Genomic DNA, 15,558 nt, shown 5'->3' on the forward strand with positions numbered 1-15,558 from the left:
CGTCGCTCTTCAGGAGCTCGCGCGCCGGGTCAGCCAGGTCTGCGCCGGCTCGAGCCGATCGCGCCGGCCGGTCACGGCGCCGTCGTGCAGCCGCCGGACCACGCCGGCTTCCGCGGTGGTCAGGCAGGTCGAGCCGGAACTGGCGAACATGAAATGGGCGCTGTGGCACGTCGATCCGGCGAGCCGTCGGGTCAGGATTCCCGGCCGGGTTCGCTACCTCGGGGTGCGGGGTGTGTAGGCGACCCGGAAGAACCCGCGGATCGGCCGCTGCAGGCCCAGGTTGTGGCCGAACGGGACCGGGCCGGTCGGCGCGCTCGTGTCCATCGTGATGGCCACGTCGTCGCGGCGGCCGGAGTTGGGGTCGTACACCCGCACCTTCACCCGCGGACCGTCGAGCTCGTAGCCGATCGCCAGCGCCTGATGGTTCAGGGCCAGGGCCCTCGGGTTGCGGGAGGCCACCGTCACCACGCCCAGCGGGACCGGCCGGCCCCGGTCCAGGTCATTCCTGATCCGCGGCCACTCGACGCGGACGGTTCGCCAGCCCAGCCCCCGCAGGGTGAGCACCTGGCCGTCGAACAGGCGGATCACCTGGTCGCCGTCGGGCAGGCCCATCCAGCGGTAGTACTGGGCCACCCCCGCCGGGAAGTGCCAGGAGTCGATCAGGCGGCGGACGATGAACCGGTAGAGCGGCTCGCCGGCCGCCGGGCGGTCGGGCAGGGCGTCCCGGCCGGCCAGGAAGTAGTCGAGGGCGGCGAAGACCATGCCGCCGCAGAGGCCGGCGCCCGCGTTGCCGATGCCGATGCCGCCGAACGGGGTGGGCAGGGTGAGGGCCGGCTGGTCGGGCCAGCCGTTGTCGAACGCGAAGCCGTGCCGTGAGGGCAGGAATTCGCCCGCCATCGAATCACGCTACCGCCGCCGGGCCCGGGGCAACTGTGCCTGGTCAGCAGGTTGACATGCGGGGCAGTCGATCTTACGGTCAATCGGCAAACAACTTTACTATCCGTTTCGACGGACGGAGGGTCACATGCGGCTCCTTGCCGCCACCGTCGCGGTCGCCGCGATCGTCGCCACCCCCGGGATCGCGAACGCCGGATGCCGGACGCTGCCCGATCACGTGTTCGCGCCGTACTTCCAGACCTATACCGACGCCAACCCGGCCGACGTCAGCCAGGCGTCCGGCGCCCGCCACCTCACCATGGCGTTCCTGCAGACACAGACCACCGGCTCCTGCGACATCCTGTGGAACGGCGACCCCAGGACGCCGGTCGACCGGTCCGTGTACGGGAAGGAGATCGCCCGGATCCGCGCGACCGGCGGCGACGTCGTGCCGTCGTTCGGCGGCTACGCGGCGGACAGCACCGCCACCGAGATCGCCGACAGCTGCACCGACGTCGGCCGGATCGCCGCTGCGTACGAGAAGGTCGTCACGACGTACGGCGTGACCCGGCTCGACATGGACATCGAGGACATCTCGCTGGACAACGCGGCCGCGATCGACCGGCGCAGCCAGGCGATCCACCTCGTCCAGCAGTGGGCCGGCCGGCAGCACCGGCCGCTGCAGATCGTCTACACCCTGCCGACCGCCCCCACCGGGCTCGAGGACAACGCGATCAACGTGCTGGCCAGCGCGATCAAGTACGGCGCCCGGGTCGGCATCGTCAACATCATGACCTTCGACTACTACGACAACCAGGCGCACGACATGGCCGCCGACACCAAGACCGCCGCGAACGGGCTGGTCGGCACGCTGCGGACGCTCTACCCGCACCGCGGCAACCGGCAGTTGTGGGCGATGGTCGGGATCACCGAGATGCTCGGCATCGACGACTACGGCTCGGGCGGCGAGACCGGCCCGCTCGAGGTGTTCACGCTCGCCGATGCCCGGGACATCACGCACTGGGCGACCGTCCAGGGCATCGGCGAGCTCTCGTACTGGGCGCTCGGCCGGGACAACGGCGGCTGCCCCGGCACGCCGGGCTCGGACAGTTGCTCGGGCGTGGCCCAGACGCCGTACCAGTTCACGAGCATCATGAAACGAGCGTTCTGATCTGATCGCGCTGGGCGGGGTCGGCAAGGGCCGCGCCCAGCGCGATCACCCGCGCGCCGGCGGCGAGGAACGCGGGCGCCCCGGCCACCGTGATCCCGCCGGTGGCGACGAACCGCGCGCCGGGGAACGGCCCGAGCACCGCCGAGATCCAGCCCGGGCCGAGCGCCGCCGCCGGGAACGCCTTCATCCACCGGCAACCGGCCAGCCACGCCCGCTGCACCTCGGTCGCCGTGCCCACCCCGGGCAGATGCGGCATCCCTGCCGCCAGGCTCGCGGCCTGGTCGAGCAGTTTGCCCATGGCCCGGGCGGCCTGCGCCGGGTTGCGGCGCCGGATCGCCTCCACCACCGCCTTGTGGCTGGGCACCGGGTCGCCGGTGCCGGCGTTGCCGTGCACCATGCGGTCGCGTTCGGCCAGGCCGGTCTCGATCACCACCTCCATGCGCTGGACCAGCTCGTTGTGGGTGGCGGCCAGCAGCGCCCGGTGGAAGGCGAGGTCGGCGGCGACCGCGGCGGACGCGTCGTCGCCGGCCGCGGCCATCCCGGCCAGCGCCGCGTCCAGCGCGTCGAGGTCGTCGCCGGTGGCCCGGGCGGCGGCCAGGCCGGCCGCGCCGGGCTCGACGATCGCCCGCAGCTCGTGCAGGTCGTCGAAGAGGCCGGGCCGTTGCGAGCGGGCGAACTGCCAGCGCAGCACGTCCGGGTCGAGCAGGCTCCAGGCCACCTGGGGCCGGACGAACGTGCCGCGCCTGGGCCGCGCGTCGACCATGCCCTTGGCCGCCAGCACCCGCAGCGCCGGAGGCGCAGCATGACTTCCGCTCCACTGTCTCGCCGCGGGCGAGGAGACGGCGACGGCGTCGATGGGTCCACGAAATGACCCCGATGACCATCGCCCTCTGCTGACGTTAACCGCCCCGGGTGGCGTCGGCGATCCGCTTGTGCGAGACGTGCGCGGTCAGTCCCCCGTCGATGACGATCTCCGCGCCGTTGTAGTAGGCCGAGTCGTCGGAGACGAGGAAGACGATGGTCGGCGCGATGTCCTCGGGCCGCCCGACCCGCCCGAGCGGGATCTCGGCGAGCGCCGCGTCGGTGAACGCGCCCGGGGCGCTGGCCATCATCGGCGTGTCGATCAGGCCCGGCATCACCGCGTTGACCCGGATCCCCCGCTCCCCCAGCTCCAGCGACGCCGATCGGGTCAGACCCCGCAAGGCCCATTTACTTGCCGTGTACGCCGCGGCCGCGTGCCCGGCCATCGCCGCCACCGAGCAGACGTTGACGATGCTCGACCCCGGCGGCATCAGCGGAACCAGCGCCTGGATGCCCAGCATCGGACCGGTCACGTTGATGTCGAAGGCCCGCTGCCAGGCGGCTTTGGTCAGGTTGGGCAGCCGCTCGCGCGCCGCGATCCCGGCGTTGTTCACGAGCGCGTCGACTCTTTCGAGTGATCCCGCCAGCTCGGCCCAGGCGGCGTCGTCCGTGACGTCGAGTTTTCTGATCAGCGGCCCGTCCAGCACGTCGGTGGCCACCACCGTGGCGCCCGCCGCCCGCAGCGCCGCCACCGCGGCCGCGCCCTGGCCCCGGGCCGCCCCGGTGACCACCACGACCTTGCCGTCGAGCCGCCCGCTCATCCCGGCGCCACTCATCCCAGCACCGATCCGCCGCCGTCGACCACCAGGTGCGCGCCGGTGATCCAGGAGGACTCGTCGGAGGCCAGGAAGATCGCGGCGTTGACCACGTCGTCGGGCCGGCCGTGCCGGCCGAGCGGGATGCGGTCGAGCACCACGCTTTTCATCCGCGCGGGCGGGTCGGCCAGCATCGGCGCCGTGTTCGGCGTCTCGATCAGGCCCGGGCTGATCACGTTTGCCCGGATGCCGTACGGGCCGCCCTCCACCACCAACTGCAGGGTGAGCGCGACGACGCCGCCCTTCGCCGTGCTGTGCGCGTTCTGCGCCATGAACTCGACGCCCCGGATCGCCGCGATCGAGCCGACGTTGATGATCGACCCGCCGCCGTGCGCCTTGAAGTGCGGCCAGGCGGCCCGCACGGTGTAGTAGACGAGGCTCAGCTCGTTGCGCATCGTGAAGTCCCACTCCTCGACGCTGAGCACGTCGAGCGGCGCGAACCGCTGCGCCGAGGCGTTGTTGTAGAGCACGTCGATCCCGCCGTGCACCGCGACCGCCGCGTCGACCCACTCCTTCGCCTGGGCCGCGTCGCCGAGGTCGACCCCGCCCGTCACGTGGATGTCGCCGCCGGCGTCCCGTACCGCCCGCTCGGTCTCCGCCGCGGCCGCGACGTCCAGATCACAGCCGATCACCCGGGCCCCCTCGGCCGCGAAGCGGGCGGCCGCGACATGACCCATGCCACCGCCCACCCCGGTGATGAGCGCGATCTTGCCAGCCAGCCGGTTCAGTGACATGTCATGCCTTCCGAGTCAGCCGGCGTGCACCGGCACATGATCGTCACATACGAAGCATCTCCCACCCGTGCGCCGGCCAGTGCTCGGTACCGCGATGGAGCACCTCCGCGCATCGATCGGCGGTGGCCCGGGCCAGGCCGGCGTCGTCCGCGCTCATCCAGCCGCGCCGACGGGCCTCCTCGTACTCGTCCTCATCCTCGATCTCGACCCGCCCGTCCCGCTGGTGCCACACCGGGTCCAGCTCCAGATCCACGTAGCGCCAGCCGTCCTCCACCCGCTCCGGCGGCAGGCACACGTCGATCTCCAGCCGCCGATCGGCCGGATCGTTCACCCACCACGCCGCCCACGGCCGCCCCATCGCCAGCCACACCAGAACCGGCACCAGCAGCGCCCCGAGTCGTGCGGCGACGCCCACGGTGATCCGATCGGTCCCCGCAGCCAGGCGCCGTCCTCGTCCCCGGCAACCTCTTGCAGGTCGAACCAGTAGACCCCGCCCGGGCGCTTGACCTTCCATAGCCGCACGGTCACCTCCACCGAACTTCCCCACCATCATTTCGCACGCCGGACGCCAGTCCCCGGATGCAGCGCCGGGCCGGACCGGCCGATGTCGTACCCCGGCGGCCTCGTCACGCCGGGGGCTCGTCCTCCGCTCGTACGGCAAATGCAGCCGGACGGAATCGCTCAGCGCGATCTCACGCGCGGAGTACCGACTGGGCGAAGTCGAACACCCGGTCCGGGTCGTACTTCTTGATCACCCGGCGCAGGCGGGAGAGGTTCGCGCCGTAGTAGGCGCTCGCCCAGTCGGACTGGCCGGGGTTCAGATAGTTGACGTACGCGCCGGTCCCCACGGCCGACCGCAGCGCCTGTTGAACCGCGAGCACCGCCGGCCCGTTCGCCGCGTTGCCGCTGTAGACCTGCACCGAGGCGTGCGCGGTGCGATGGGCGAACGCGGTGTCCGCCGTCCCGATCCCGGCCACCTGCCCGCGCAGCGAGTCGAAGAGCAGCACCATCCCCCGCTGCCGGCTCATCAGCGACACGACCTGGCCGGCGACCGACGACGTCACCGTCCGCTCGAGCATCCGCGACGCGGCCCGGAACGGCTCCGGCCCACCGGCCTTGCAGGCGGCGGTGGTCTGGTTGAGGCAGCCGGCGAAGTACTTCATCGCATCCAGGAAGCCGTACGTGTGGGTGGTCCGGAAGGCCGGCGCCGCACCGACCGCGGCGATCAGCGACGACAGGTGGCCGGCCAGCGCGGCCGGGCTGCCGGTCCAGGTGCCGGTCACCCGGTTGGTCGGCGTGGCCGCGGCGGTCACCGCGCACAGCGAGCTGAGCTGGTGCGGCGCCGCGTCCATCCAGGACGACCAGCTTTGCAGGACCTTGGCCGTACGGGCGGCCGGGAAGCGCAGCGTGAAAACGGTGACGGCGGGCGCCGGCACGGTGCCGAAGGTGAAACTGGTGACGATGCCGCCGTTGCCGCCCCCACCGCCGCGCAGCGCCCAGAACAGGTCGGCGTCGTGATTGCCGTCGACGGTGTGCAGCGCGCCGTCGGCGGTGACGACCGTGGCGCTCTTCAGGTGGTCGCAGGTCAGCCCGTACGCCCGGGCCGTCACGCCGATCCCGCCGCCGAGCGTGCTGCCGGCGACCCCGACGGTCGGGCAGGACCCGGCCGGCAACGCCCGCCCGTGCGCGGCGAGCGCCGCGTAGACGTCGATGAGCCGGCACCCGGCGCCGACGACCGCCGTCCCGTCGCTCCTGACCGTGATGGACTTTAGCGCCCCGAGGTCGACGACGACCCCACTGTTCGGCGTCGAATAGCCGGCGTAGCTGTGCCCACCACCGCGAGCAGCCAGCGGCACGCCGTGCCCACGCACCCGCTGCACACAGGTCCGCACGTCGTCGACCGTGGCCACCTGGGCGATCGCGGCCGGCCGCCGCACGCCGAGCGCGGCGTTGTAGGGCTTGGCCGCCGCCGGGTAGGCGGCGTCGCCGGGCCGCAGCAGCGGCCCCCGGAGCGCCCGCTTCAGCCCCTCGTAGTCGACCCCGCTGGCCGCCGCGGCGACCGGCTCCCCGAGCAGCGTCGCCCCGGCCGCGACCGCGCCGGCCGTCGCCGCGAGACCGAGAAACCGCCGCCGCCCGAATCTGGAATCCCCCATGGGGAGGACTCTAGGGATTCACGGCAGCCCCTACGTCATGCTTTCGTGCCGCGTTACAGGTCCAGGACGACGGCGGAGCGGGGGCGGCTGGAGCAGATCAGCACGTTGCCCTCGGCCGGCGGGTCGACCGGCTCGGTCGTGTACTCCACCTCACCGGAGAGCAGCCCCGTTTCGCAGTTGTGGCACACCCCGACCCGGCAGGACCAGCGCACCGGCACGTCGCACGCCTCGGCGAGGTCGAGCAGGCTCCCGGCCGGCTCCGCCCATGGCACGGTCAGGTCGCTGCGCACGAACGACACCGCCGGCCCGCTCCCCGGTTCGCCCGCCGGCGGGTGCGGCGCCCGTCCGGGCCGCGCGCTGATTCCCGGGGTCAGCCCCGGCCGCGACCCGAAGATCTCGCTGCGGATCCGCCCGGCCGGCACCCCGACCGCCACCAGGGCCGAACTGACGTCGCCGAGAAAGGACGAAGGACCGCAGAGGTACGCCTCGACGCCGCCCGGCAAGCCCAGCCCGCCCAGCACCGTCGCCGTCAGCCGGCCGGCCCCGTCGTAGTCGCGGTCCCCGGGCGCCGGCCGGCTGAGGGCGACATACGAGTGAGCGTTCGGCAATGCGGCCAGCAATCCCCTGACCTCGGACGCGAACGGCCGTTCCGCCGCATCCCGCGCCGCCTGCACCCACCACACCTCGCGCCCGGGTTTCTCCGCCGCCAGCGCGTGCAGCATGGCCAGCACCGGGGTGGCACCGACCCCGCCGCTGATCAGCAGCACCGGCCCCGGCCCCGGCCGCAGCACGAATGTCCCCCTCGGCGCGGCGACGTCGAGCAGGTCCCCAGGCCGCACGTGCGTGTGCAGATACCCGCTGGCCTGCCCGTGCGGCTCCCGCTTGACGCTGATCCGGTACTCGGTGGCGCCCGGCTCACCGGACAACGAATAACTTCGAACAAGACCGGGCTTCAGCCGTACGGTCAAGAACTGCCCGGGCAACGCCGGCGGCACCGCCCCGCCGGCCGGGTCGGCCAGCCGAACCGAGGCAATAGTGCTGCTCTCCGCGTCCACGGCGGTCACCCGCAACGGCCGGAACCCGGCCCAGGCCGGCGCCGGCTCGGCCTCGACCAGCCCGGCGTTCCCGCCGGCCGTCGCCGGCTGCGCCAGCATCGCCCGGAACGACCCCTGCCAGCCCGGGCTGAGCGCCGGGATGCGCAGCGCCCGCTCGATCCGGTCCCGCGGATGCCCCGGCAGGTAGAGCAGCGCGTCGACCTCGGCCACGGTCATCGCCTCCGGCCCGCCGGCCACCTTGACGATCTCGTCACCGGCCCGGACCTCGCCCTCCTCGAGGACCCGGAAGTAGAACCCCGGTCGCCGATGCTGGACGAGCAGGGCCGGCATCCGCGGCTCGTCCATCCGGATCCCGACCCGATAACAGGTCACCCGGGGCTGCGTCACCTCGAACAGCGCCGCCCCGATCCGATACCGGTCCCCGATCCGCACCTCGTCGTCGGCCAGCCCGTCGACCGTGAAGTTCTCCCCGAACTGCCCGTACGAGAAATCGTCCCGCCCGAGGAAGTCCCGCCAGTACCGGTAGGAATCCAGCTGGTAGACGAACACGGCCCGCTGCTCGCCACCGTGCCCGCCGAGATCCCCCTGCCCGTCCCCGTCGATGTTGAGCCGCCGCACCATGGCCGCCCCGCCCACCGGCGACTTCCAGATGCCCGTGTAGACCGACCGCCCCCGCCACACGACATCCTTGGGCAGTCCGACATTGACCGATCGCAGCGTCGCCACGCCCCCATCCTTCCCCACGCCGGGCGGTAAGGTGCGCCGATGAAGTCGCGGCTACCCTTCGCGGTCGTGGCGGCCGCCCTGGCTCTGGCCGGCTGCGGCGGCCCGGCGCAGCAGCCGATGCCCACCGGGCCGCTCGCCGCCGCGGCCGACCGGCGGGCCGCGCACGCGGTGGCCGCGACCGACCCGGACCTGAACTGTGTGGCCCAGTCGTTCGGCCTCCGGCCCGCCGACGCCAAGACCATCGATCAGGTGGCCACGGTCTACGCCTGGGTCTACTGCCACAGCAAGACCAGCGACACCGCCGAGGTGGTCCCCGCCGCCGTCACCGGGGAGGACGCCGTCCAGATACCCAGCGACGCCGATTACACCGGCGACATCGAGCGCATCTTCCCCGCCGACGTCCGCGGCCGAACGGCCGACATCCCCAAGTCCATGCAGGAGCTGGTCGCGAGCCTCCCGAGCGGCCCACCACCCGACTGACTCACGGCCGGGCGGCGGCCGTCAGTCGAACAGCGCCGGGTCGAACTCCTGCGTCCCCTCGTCGGGGGTCCAGCGCGCCGCCAGCGGCATCAGATCCTCGATGCGTACGCTGCGCACCCCCACGGACGTCGGCAGGATGACGCGAATCCCCGGGTGGTAGTCGAACAGGACCTGGCGGTCGCGGCCGCACGGGCCGACCGGTCCTCGTCCGAGGTTGCCGACCGCGACGATCGTGGTGAGTTCGCGGGCGCCGGACGCCCGCGCGTGTCCGAGGGCCACCAGCTCGGCGCAGGGGCCGCCGAGGAAGTGGTACAGGTTGATGCCGCCGTGCATCCGGCCCTGCGCGTCGCGCACCGCGGCGCCCATGGTGTAGACGCCGCCGTCCCCGTCGGTGTTGGCGTCGACTATGGCTCCGGCGTACGCCATGAGGTCTTGATCTTCTGGGGTCAGTTCGTGGAGCTCCATCGCGATGAACCTACCGGATGAATATCGATTCACGGGTGCATGAAAACGCCGTTCGTTCCGGATGCCGCCAGTCGGGACCGCCCCCGTTGACAACCGCGACATCGAGCGTTAACAGTATGCGCATGGCCAGTCGCCTATGAATGTATATTCACCACCGGGAGCATCCTTGCGCCGCGTCATCGTCAACACCGATGCCAAGAACGAAGCCGACGACCAGTTCGCCATCGTGCATGCCCTGCTCTCCCCCACCCTGGACGTCCGCGGCCTGATCCCGGCCCACTTCGGCCGGCATCGCGGCGACCGGAGCATGGCGGAGTCCCGCGAGGAGATCGACCTGCTCCTGCGGCTGATGGACCGGACCGGCAAGGTCCCGGTCGCGAACGGCGCCGCCGAGCCGATCCCGGACGAGTCGACCCCGCGGGACAGCGCCGGCGCCCGGCTGATCATCGAGGAGAGCCGCGAAGACGGACCGCTGTATGTCGCCTTCCTCGGGCCGCTCACCGACCTGGCCTCGGCGATCCTGCTCGACCCGGCGATCGTCCACCGGGACGTCACCGTGATCTGGATCGGCGGGGTCGGGTACGGCGGCATCGACGTCGCCTATCCCGGCCCGGAGTTCAACCTCGGCAACGACATCGCGGCCGCCAACGTGGTCTTCGGCTCGGGGATCACCGTCTGGCAGGTGCCGTCGAACGTGTACTCCCAGGTCTCGGTGGGCTACGCCGAGCTCGAGGAGAAGATCGGCGGCACCTCCGAACTGGCCGACTACCTGATCCGGCAGCTGGTCGAGTGGAACGCCGCATACCACCCGGAACCGATCGAGTCCCGGTCGCTGGGCGACTCCCCGGCGATCTCGCTGATGCTCTTCCCGCGCGGCGGCCAGTTCCGCACCGTGCCGGCTCCCCGCTTCGGGCGGGAGGGCCACTACCTGCCGGGCACCGGCAACCCCATCCGGGTCGTCGAGACGGTCGACGTCCGGTTCCTGCTCGAGGACATGTTCGCCAAGATCCGCCGGTTTGGGAGAGATAAAGCATGATAAATCGCCGCAAGTTTCTCGGCCTCACCGGAGGCGCCGCGATCGCCGCCGGGCTGTCCGCCTGCACCGGCACCAGCGGCGGGACGAATCAGACGACAAGCACCGGCTCCAAGGAGCTACGCCTGTTCACGTACGAGGACAACTCCACGGTCGGCCTGCTCAAGGAGCAGATCAAGAAGTTCGACGCGCAGAACGGCACGACCACCACGGTGGACTCGCTGCCCGGCTCCGGCGCCGCCGTCTACCCCGACAAGCTGCGCACCGAACTGCTCGGCGGCAAGGGCCCGGACGTCTGGCGGATCTGGGGCGGCCAGATCGGCGCGCCCTTCGTGACCGCCAAACAGGCCATGGACCTGAGCAAGTACTACCAGAAGTACGGCTGGGACTCGAAGATCAACCCGGCCGCGGTCCAGGGCATGACCTTCGACGGGGTGAAGGGCGGCATGCCGTTCATCGCGCTCGGCATCGGCTGCTGGTACTCGAAGGCCGCGTTCGCCAAGGCCGGCGTCGCCGCGCCGCCCACCTCGTACGCGGAACTGGAGGAGGTCAACACCAAGCTGGTGAAGGCCGGCATCACCCCGGCCGGCCTGGGCGGCAAGTACGGCTGGGACGTGATGCGCCTGTTCGAGTACCTCCTCGAGACGAGCGCCGGGCCGGACCTGCACGACAAGCTGCTCACCGGCGGCGAGACCTGGGACCGCCCCGAGGTGGTCACCGCGTTCACCAACTTCAAGAAGTGGCAGGACCAGAAGTGGCTGCCGGAGGGGTCGGTCGGGCTGGATCCGGCCGAGGTCGAGCTCTGGTACGTGCAAGGCAAGTCGGCGTACACGATCACCGGCCCGTGGACCGAGGCGCAGGGCATCCAGGCCGGCGGCAAGAAGTCGGCCGACTTCGGCGTCTTCGAGCTGCCGACCGGGCAGAACCCGCTGCGGCACTCCGGCTTCGTCGAGGGCTACATGATCAACGCGAAGGCCGGGAACCCGGACCTGGCGGCGGCGCTGCTCGATTTCCTGAACCAGCCATCGACGCACAAGGCGCTGAAGATCACCGCCTCGGTGGTGGCCGGCGCCGAGCCCGACCAGGCCACGCTGCCGCTGTCCTACCAGTGGGCGAAGGGCCCCGCCACCAAGCCGTTCTACACGATCCAGGACCAGGCGTTCCCGAAGAAGGAGGCGGACCAGTACTTCGCGATCCAGAGTGACGTGCTGCAGGGCAGGACCACCCCGGCGGACGCGGCCAGGAAGATGCAGGACGTGATCAAGGCCTGGAAGAGATGAGCCGCAGAGGGGGCGCGGTGGCCTGGGTGTTCGCCGCGCCCGCCCTGCTCGTCTACGTCGTCTTCCTGGTCTACCCCGCGGTGTCCTCGCTGTGGTTCAGCTTCACCGACTGGGACGGGCTGAGCCCCACGTACCACGTGGTCGGTTTGCAGAATTACACGTCGATGCCGAGCGATCCGGTGGTCGTCCAGGCCGCGGTCAACAACCTGATCTGGGCCGTGGTCACCGTCGTGGTGCCGGTCGTCCTGGGCTTGGCGCTGGCGGTGGCGCTCAACGGGAAGGTCCGCGGCAAGCCGCTCCTGCGGCTGGTCTTCTACACCCCCGCGGTGCTGCCGCTGGTGAGTGTCGCCTCGATCTGGGGCTGGCTGTACAACCCGCAGTACGGCGCGATCAACGCGTTCCTGCGGGCGGTCGGGCTGGACAGCCTCGCCCAGCCGTGGCTCGGCCAGGACTCGACCGCGCTGGCCGCGACCATGGTGGCGGCGATCTGGCTGCGGGTCGGCTTTCCCATGCTGCTCTATCTGGCGGCCCTGCAGGGCATTCCGCAGGACCTGTACGAGGCGGCGACCGTCGACGGCGCGACCCGGTGGCAGCGGTTCTGGCACATCACGATGCCCAGTCTCAAGGCCGCGCACTACGTCGTCATCGCGCTCTCGGTGATCGACTCGTTCAAGGTGTTCGACCTGATCTACGCGATGACCTACGGCGGGCCGGGCACCGCCACCCAGGTCATGGGCACCTGGATGTACTTCAACGTCTTCCAGTACAACCAGGCCGGCTACGGCACCGCGATCGCCGTCGTGATCACCCTGGTCGCGATCGTGGTCAGCGTCCCGTACGTCCGCTCGCAGACCAAGGAGCAGACCACGTGACCATCGCACCCGCTGCTCCGGCCACGACCGTCCCGGAGACGGCGGTCGAGGTCAACCGCAGACCGCGCGGCGGCATCGGCGCCACCGTCCTGATGACGCTCGCCGCGCTGGTATGGATCTCGCCGCTGATGCTGCTGGTGATCACCGCGCTGCGGCCGCTCGCCGACTTCGTCTCGCACGGGCCGCTCTCCTGGCCGCACAGCCTCACGATGCACAACTTCACCCAGGCCTGGGACATCGGCAACTTCGCCACGACGTACCGCAACAGCACGATCGTGCTGGTCCTGAAGGTTCCGCTGGGCGTTTTCCTCTCCGCGATGCTGGCGTACGCCCTGGCCAAGCTCCGCATCCGGTGCGGCGCGGCGATCATGTACACGGTGTTCCTCGGCCTGACCATCCCGATCTACATCACGATCGTGCCGGTCTTCGTGATGGCCCGCAGCGCCGGCATCACCGACAGCCTGATCGGGCTGATCGGCCCGTACCTGGCCTTCGGCATCCCGTTCGAGGTGCTGGTCCTGCAGTCGTTCATCCGGCAGATCCCGGACGAGATCGTCGAGGCGGCCCGGATCGACGGCGCCGGCGCCTGGCGGATCTTCCTGACCATCATCCTGCCGCTGGCCGCTCCCGCCCTGGTCACCGTGCTGATCCTGGACGCCGTGGCGACCTGGAACGAGTTCCTGTTCGCGCTGATCCTGCTCAACTCGGACGCGCACAAGACCATCCCGGTCGGCCTGCTCAACTTCCAGGGGCAGTTCTCCAACAACAGCACCGGGCTGGCCGCGGGCATCCTGATCGCGGTCGTGCCGATCCTGATCGCGTACACGTTCCTGCAACGCTGGATCGTCGGCGGCCTGACCGCGGGAGCCGCCAAGGGGTGAGCGAACCTCACGTTTTCGTGCCGGGCCGGGGCACGCACAGGAAACACTTAGCTTTGCCTGTCTAGCCTCGCCGCTGTGAGCATCACGGGGCTTCCATTGATCTTGCTAGCGGCGTTCGGCTCGCTCGCGGCCGCCGTCGCGACCGTGCTGGTGTGGAACCGGTTCGGCCGGCTGCGCTACGTCCTGCGGGCGTCCGGCGTGCTGCTCGCCGAGGTGCTGCTGCTGTTGTCGTTCGGGCTGGCGGTGAACCGGTCCGAGCAGTTCTACCCCAGCTGGGACGCGTTGCTGACCACGAAGGTCGACTTCAAGAGCACCAACGACAAGACCTATCGGAGTACGCCGGGGGCCCTGGACGAAACGCTCACCGCCCGGGCCGGTGCCCACGCCGGCGACGCGCAGACCTTCCCCTGGGAGTCCGCCGACTGGCGGGGCTGGGGGCTGGCGGCCGCGCCGACCGTGATCACGCCGCCCGGCTACCTGCAGCACCCGGCCTTGGCGTACTCGGTCGTGGTGGTCCTCGGCAGTTGGAGCCCGGCCGAGGAGGAGTCGGCCACCCGGCGGGCGACCGCGACCGGCGTCTCGGCGGTGGTCGTCTTCGCCACCACCACGGCCGCCACCACCGCCGCGGAGCTGGCCACCGCGCTGCCCGGCCAGCTGGACCGGGACCTGCGCGTCACCACCCACCGCTGGGCACTGGTCGCCGCGAGCGCCGACACCGCCCTGGCGGAGGGCACCGCCGGCAAGGCGGCCCTGCGCTTCCCCTCGGTCGCGATCGACCGGCCGGCCACGCTGCCGGCCGGTGTGACCGCGGCCGCCGTGGTAGTCGGCAACGACCCCCTCTACTCGGCGCTGACCTGGGCCATCGGGCGCACACCCCCGCCGCTGGCCTCGCCCCGACTGACCCCCCGGAGATGCGGATGCAACCCGACAGCCAAGCGATAGTGCTCCTCGCGATCGCCCTGGCGGTCCTCGCCCCGATCGTCCTGGCCGTCGGCTGGTCCCGGGTCCGCGGGCGGTGGCGGGTGCCGATCCGGGTGACCGGCGTCCTCGCCTGCCTGCTGACCGCGGGCGCCGCCGGCGCGTTCTGGGTCAACAGCCAGGTCGAGGCGGTCACCACCTGGTCGCGCCTGTTCGGCTCGAACGACGAGGCCGCCGCGGCCTCCCACCACGACGACGGCCGAGGGCCGGGGGTCGCGCACGGCGGCGGGCCCGGCGGCGCACACGGCGCCGGCGCGCAGGGCGGCGGCGCGCAGGGCGGCGGCGCGCAGGACGGGAACGGCCGCATGATCACCGTCACCGTCGCCGGTCCGGCCAGCAAGATCACCATGCCGATGTACGCCTACCTGCCGCCCGGCTACGACACCCACCCGACCACCCGCTACCCGGTGATCGAGGCGTTCCACGGCATCCCCGGCGGCCCGCTCTTCTGGATGACCAAGCTCGGCGCACCCGCCGTCCTGGACCACGAGATCAAGGCCGGCCGGATGACGCCGACCGTCGTCCTGTTCCCCTACCAGACGCCCGACCCGGCGCTGGACACCGAGTGCACCAACATGGCCGGCGGCCCGCAGGCCGAGACGTACCTGACCCAGGACGTGCCCGCCTTCGCCGCCGCCAACCTGCACGTCCGCAGCGACCCGGGCAGCTGGGGCCTGATCGGCTTCTCGGCCGGCGGCTACTGCGCCACCGACCTGCTGCTGCGCCACCCGGCCCAGTACGCGGCCGGCGCCAGCCTCTCCGGCTACCCCAACCCGGGCATCAACGTCGGCGACGGCTCCGAGCACACCACCTACAACGAGCTGTGGCGCCTCACCCACCTGCCACAGCCGGCCGTCGCCCTCTACCTGGCCTGCGGCAAGGGCGACAAGTACGCGATGCACGGCGTCCAGACGATGGCCAAGCTGGTGCACGCCCCCCTGACAATGTCCACCGCCTACGTCAGCGGCGGCGGCCACAACACCGCGACGTGGCGAGCGATGGAGGCCCCGGCCTTCGACTGGCTCTCCACCTGGCTCGGCCAGCCCTCCCCCACCACCCCGGCCGGCTAGCCATCTTTTCGGGCTCGCGGTTTGGGTGGATTTGGCGGCCGGCAGGCGCGCTGGTCTGCTGGTGCGGTCGGGCTCCGCGGGTGGCCGGGGTGGCATGCCATGGCCCGG

The 15,558-nt window shown here is 71.5% G+C and carries 17 protein-coding genes; 8 read left to right on the forward strand and 9 right to left on the reverse strand.

Annotated features, from left to right (window positions below; translation table 11 throughout):
* Nucleotides 1-9: 9 nt before the first annotated feature.
* Nucleotides 10-150: a hypothetical protein gene (locus tag IH26_RS59675; RefSeq protein WP_157437147.1), complete on the reverse strand. Its 141-nt coding sequence runs from the start codon at nt 148-150 to the stop codon at nt 10-12.
* A 63-nt stretch (nt 151-213) separates the two neighbouring features.
* Nucleotides 214-897, reverse strand: a complete 684-nt coding sequence (locus IH26_RS0110345; protein WP_030435917.1) for a hypothetical protein — start codon at nt 895-897, stop codon at nt 214-216.
* A gap of 127 nt (nt 898-1,024) precedes the next feature.
* Between IH26_RS0110345 and IH26_RS0110350 the strand changes: the two genes are divergently transcribed.
* Nucleotides 1,025-2,047, forward strand: coding sequence for a chitinase (locus IH26_RS0110350; RefSeq protein ID WP_034214522.1), 1,023 nt, complete (start codon nt 1,025-1,027; stop codon nt 2,045-2,047).
* Here IH26_RS0110350 and IH26_RS62775 read toward each other — a convergent pair.
* The 6 genes from IH26_RS62775 to IH26_RS0110380 all read right to left on the reverse strand — a co-directional run bounded on the left by IH26_RS62775 (nt 2,028) and on the right by IH26_RS0110380 (nt 8,391).
* Entirely contained in the window at nt 2,028-2,828 is an 801-nt protein-coding gene (locus IH26_RS62775; protein ID WP_245665087.1) for an FCD domain-containing protein, read from the reverse strand. The genes IH26_RS0110350 and IH26_RS62775 overlap by 20 nt on opposite strands.
* A gap of 118 nt (nt 2,829-2,946) precedes the next feature.
* Nucleotides 2,947-3,684, reverse strand: coding sequence for an SDR family oxidoreductase (locus IH26_RS0110360; RefSeq protein WP_034214525.1), 738 nt, complete (start codon nt 3,682-3,684; stop codon nt 2,947-2,949).
* Nucleotides 3,681-4,457, reverse strand: coding sequence for an SDR family NAD(P)-dependent oxidoreductase (locus IH26_RS0110365; protein ID WP_030435921.1), 777 nt, complete (start codon nt 4,455-4,457; stop codon nt 3,681-3,683). Before IH26_RS0110365 ends, IH26_RS0110360 begins: the two co-directional genes overlap by 4 nt.
* A 43-nt stretch (nt 4,458-4,500) precedes the next feature.
* The gene (locus tag IH26_RS55745) at nt 4,501-4,872 is read right to left on the reverse strand and encodes a ribonuclease FAU-1 family protein (RefSeq protein ID WP_030435922.1); all 372 of its coding nucleotides are present in this window, start codon (nt 4,870-4,872) and stop codon (nt 4,501-4,503) included.
* Nucleotides 4,873-5,149: 277 nt separating this feature from the next.
* Nucleotides 5,150-6,610, reverse strand: coding sequence for an FAD-binding oxidoreductase (locus IH26_RS0110375; RefSeq protein WP_030435923.1), 1,461 nt, complete (start codon nt 6,608-6,610; stop codon nt 5,150-5,152).
* A 53-nt stretch (nt 6,611-6,663) separates the two neighbouring features.
* A complete protein-coding gene (locus tag IH26_RS0110380; protein ID WP_030435924.1) occupies nt 6,664-8,391 on the reverse strand; it encodes an MOSC and FAD-binding oxidoreductase domain-containing protein in 1,728 nt (575 codons plus the stop codon).
* Nucleotides 8,392-8,430: 39 nt separating this feature from the next.
* Here IH26_RS0110380 and IH26_RS0110385 point away from each other — a divergent pair, with 39 nt between their 5' ends.
* A complete protein-coding gene (locus tag IH26_RS0110385) occupies nt 8,431-8,871 on the forward strand; it encodes a hypothetical protein (protein ID WP_030435925.1) in 441 nt (146 codons plus the stop codon).
* A 21-nt stretch (nt 8,872-8,892) separates the two neighbouring features.
* On the opposite strand, the gene IH26_RS53410 is transcribed toward IH26_RS0110385, so the two are convergent.
* Nucleotides 8,893-9,336 (reverse strand): cytidine deaminase family protein, encoded by a 444-nt coding sequence (locus IH26_RS53410; protein WP_211268621.1) that lies wholly within the window; start codon nt 9,334-9,336, stop codon nt 8,893-8,895.
* Between the two features lie 166 nt (nt 9,337-9,502).
* On the opposite strand from IH26_RS53410, the gene IH26_RS0110395 reads away from it, so the two are divergent.
* From IH26_RS0110395 to IH26_RS0110420, 6 genes are all read left to right on the forward strand, one after another.
* A complete protein-coding gene (locus tag IH26_RS0110395) occupies nt 9,503-10,372 on the forward strand; it encodes a nucleoside hydrolase (protein ID WP_211268622.1) in 870 nt (289 codons plus the stop codon).
* Nucleotides 10,369-11,649 (forward strand): ABC transporter substrate-binding protein, encoded by a 1,281-nt coding sequence (locus tag IH26_RS55750; RefSeq protein ID WP_030435928.1) that lies wholly within the window; start codon nt 10,369-10,371, stop codon nt 11,647-11,649. The genes IH26_RS0110395 and IH26_RS55750 overlap by 4 nt, the downstream gene beginning before the upstream one ends.
* Nucleotides 11,646-12,521, forward strand: a complete 876-nt coding sequence (locus IH26_RS0110405) for a carbohydrate ABC transporter permease (RefSeq protein ID WP_030435929.1) — start codon at nt 11,646-11,648, stop codon at nt 12,519-12,521. The genes IH26_RS55750 and IH26_RS0110405 overlap by 4 nt, the downstream gene beginning before the upstream one ends.
* A complete protein-coding gene (locus tag IH26_RS0110410) occupies nt 12,518-13,402 on the forward strand; it encodes a carbohydrate ABC transporter permease (RefSeq protein WP_030435930.1) in 885 nt (294 codons plus the stop codon). The genes IH26_RS0110405 and IH26_RS0110410 overlap by 4 nt, the downstream gene beginning before the upstream one ends.
* 75 nt (nt 13,403-13,477) lie before the next feature.
* Nucleotides 13,478-14,344, forward strand: coding sequence for a hypothetical protein (locus tag IH26_RS0110415; RefSeq protein ID WP_157437148.1), 867 nt, complete (start codon nt 13,478-13,480; stop codon nt 14,342-14,344).
* The gene (locus IH26_RS0110420; RefSeq protein WP_030435932.1) at nt 14,320-15,450 is read left to right on the forward strand and encodes an alpha/beta hydrolase; all 1,131 of its coding nucleotides are present in this window, start codon (nt 14,320-14,322) and stop codon (nt 15,448-15,450) included. Before IH26_RS0110415 ends, IH26_RS0110420 begins: the two co-directional genes overlap by 25 nt.
* Nucleotides 15,451-15,558: the final 108 nt, after the last annotated feature.

The organism is Actinoplanes subtropicus, assembly GCF_000721705.1.
In the GTDB taxonomy this organism is placed as follows: domain Bacteria; phylum Actinomycetota; class Actinomycetes; order Mycobacteriales; family Micromonosporaceae; genus Actinoplanes; species Actinoplanes subtropicus.

Coding starts and splice junctions, on each gene's coding strand:
- IH26_RS0110365 (WP_030435921.1), bottom strand. CDS start 4,457: ATGTCACTGAACCGGCTGGCTGGCAAGATCGCGCTCATCACCGGGGTG.
- IH26_RS55750 (WP_030435928.1), top strand. CDS start 10,369: ATGATAAATCGCCGCAAGTTTCTCGGCCTCACCGGAGGCGCCGCGATC.
- IH26_RS53410 (WP_211268621.1), bottom strand. CDS start 9,336: ATGGAGCTCCACGAACTGACCCCAGAAGATCAAGACCTCATGGCGTAC.
- IH26_RS0110420 (WP_030435932.1), top strand. CDS start 14,320: ATGCAACCCGACAGCCAAGCGATAGTGCTCCTCGCGATCGCCCTGGCG.
- IH26_RS0110360 (WP_034214525.1), bottom strand. CDS start 3,684: ATGAGTGGCGCCGGGATGAGCGGGCGGCTCGACGGCAAGGTCGTGGTG.
- IH26_RS0110385 (WP_030435925.1), top strand. CDS start 8,431: ATGAAGTCGCGGCTACCCTTCGCGGTCGTGGCGGCCGCCCTGGCTCTG.
- IH26_RS0110345 (WP_030435917.1), bottom strand. CDS start 897: ATGGCGGGCGAATTCCTGCCCTCACGGCACGGCTTCGCGTTCGACAAC.
- IH26_RS0110350 (WP_034214522.1), top strand. CDS start 1,025: ATGCGGCTCCTTGCCGCCACCGTCGCGGTCGCCGCGATCGTCGCCACC.
- IH26_RS0110405 (WP_030435929.1), top strand. CDS start 11,646: ATGAGCCGCAGAGGGGGCGCGGTGGCCTGGGTGTTCGCCGCGCCCGCC.
- IH26_RS59675 (WP_157437147.1), bottom strand. CDS start 150: ATGTTCGCCAGTTCCGGCTCGACCTGCCTGACCACCGCGGAAGCCGGC.
- IH26_RS0110375 (WP_030435923.1), bottom strand. CDS start 6,610: ATGGGGGATTCCAGATTCGGGCGGCGGCGGTTTCTCGGTCTCGCGGCG.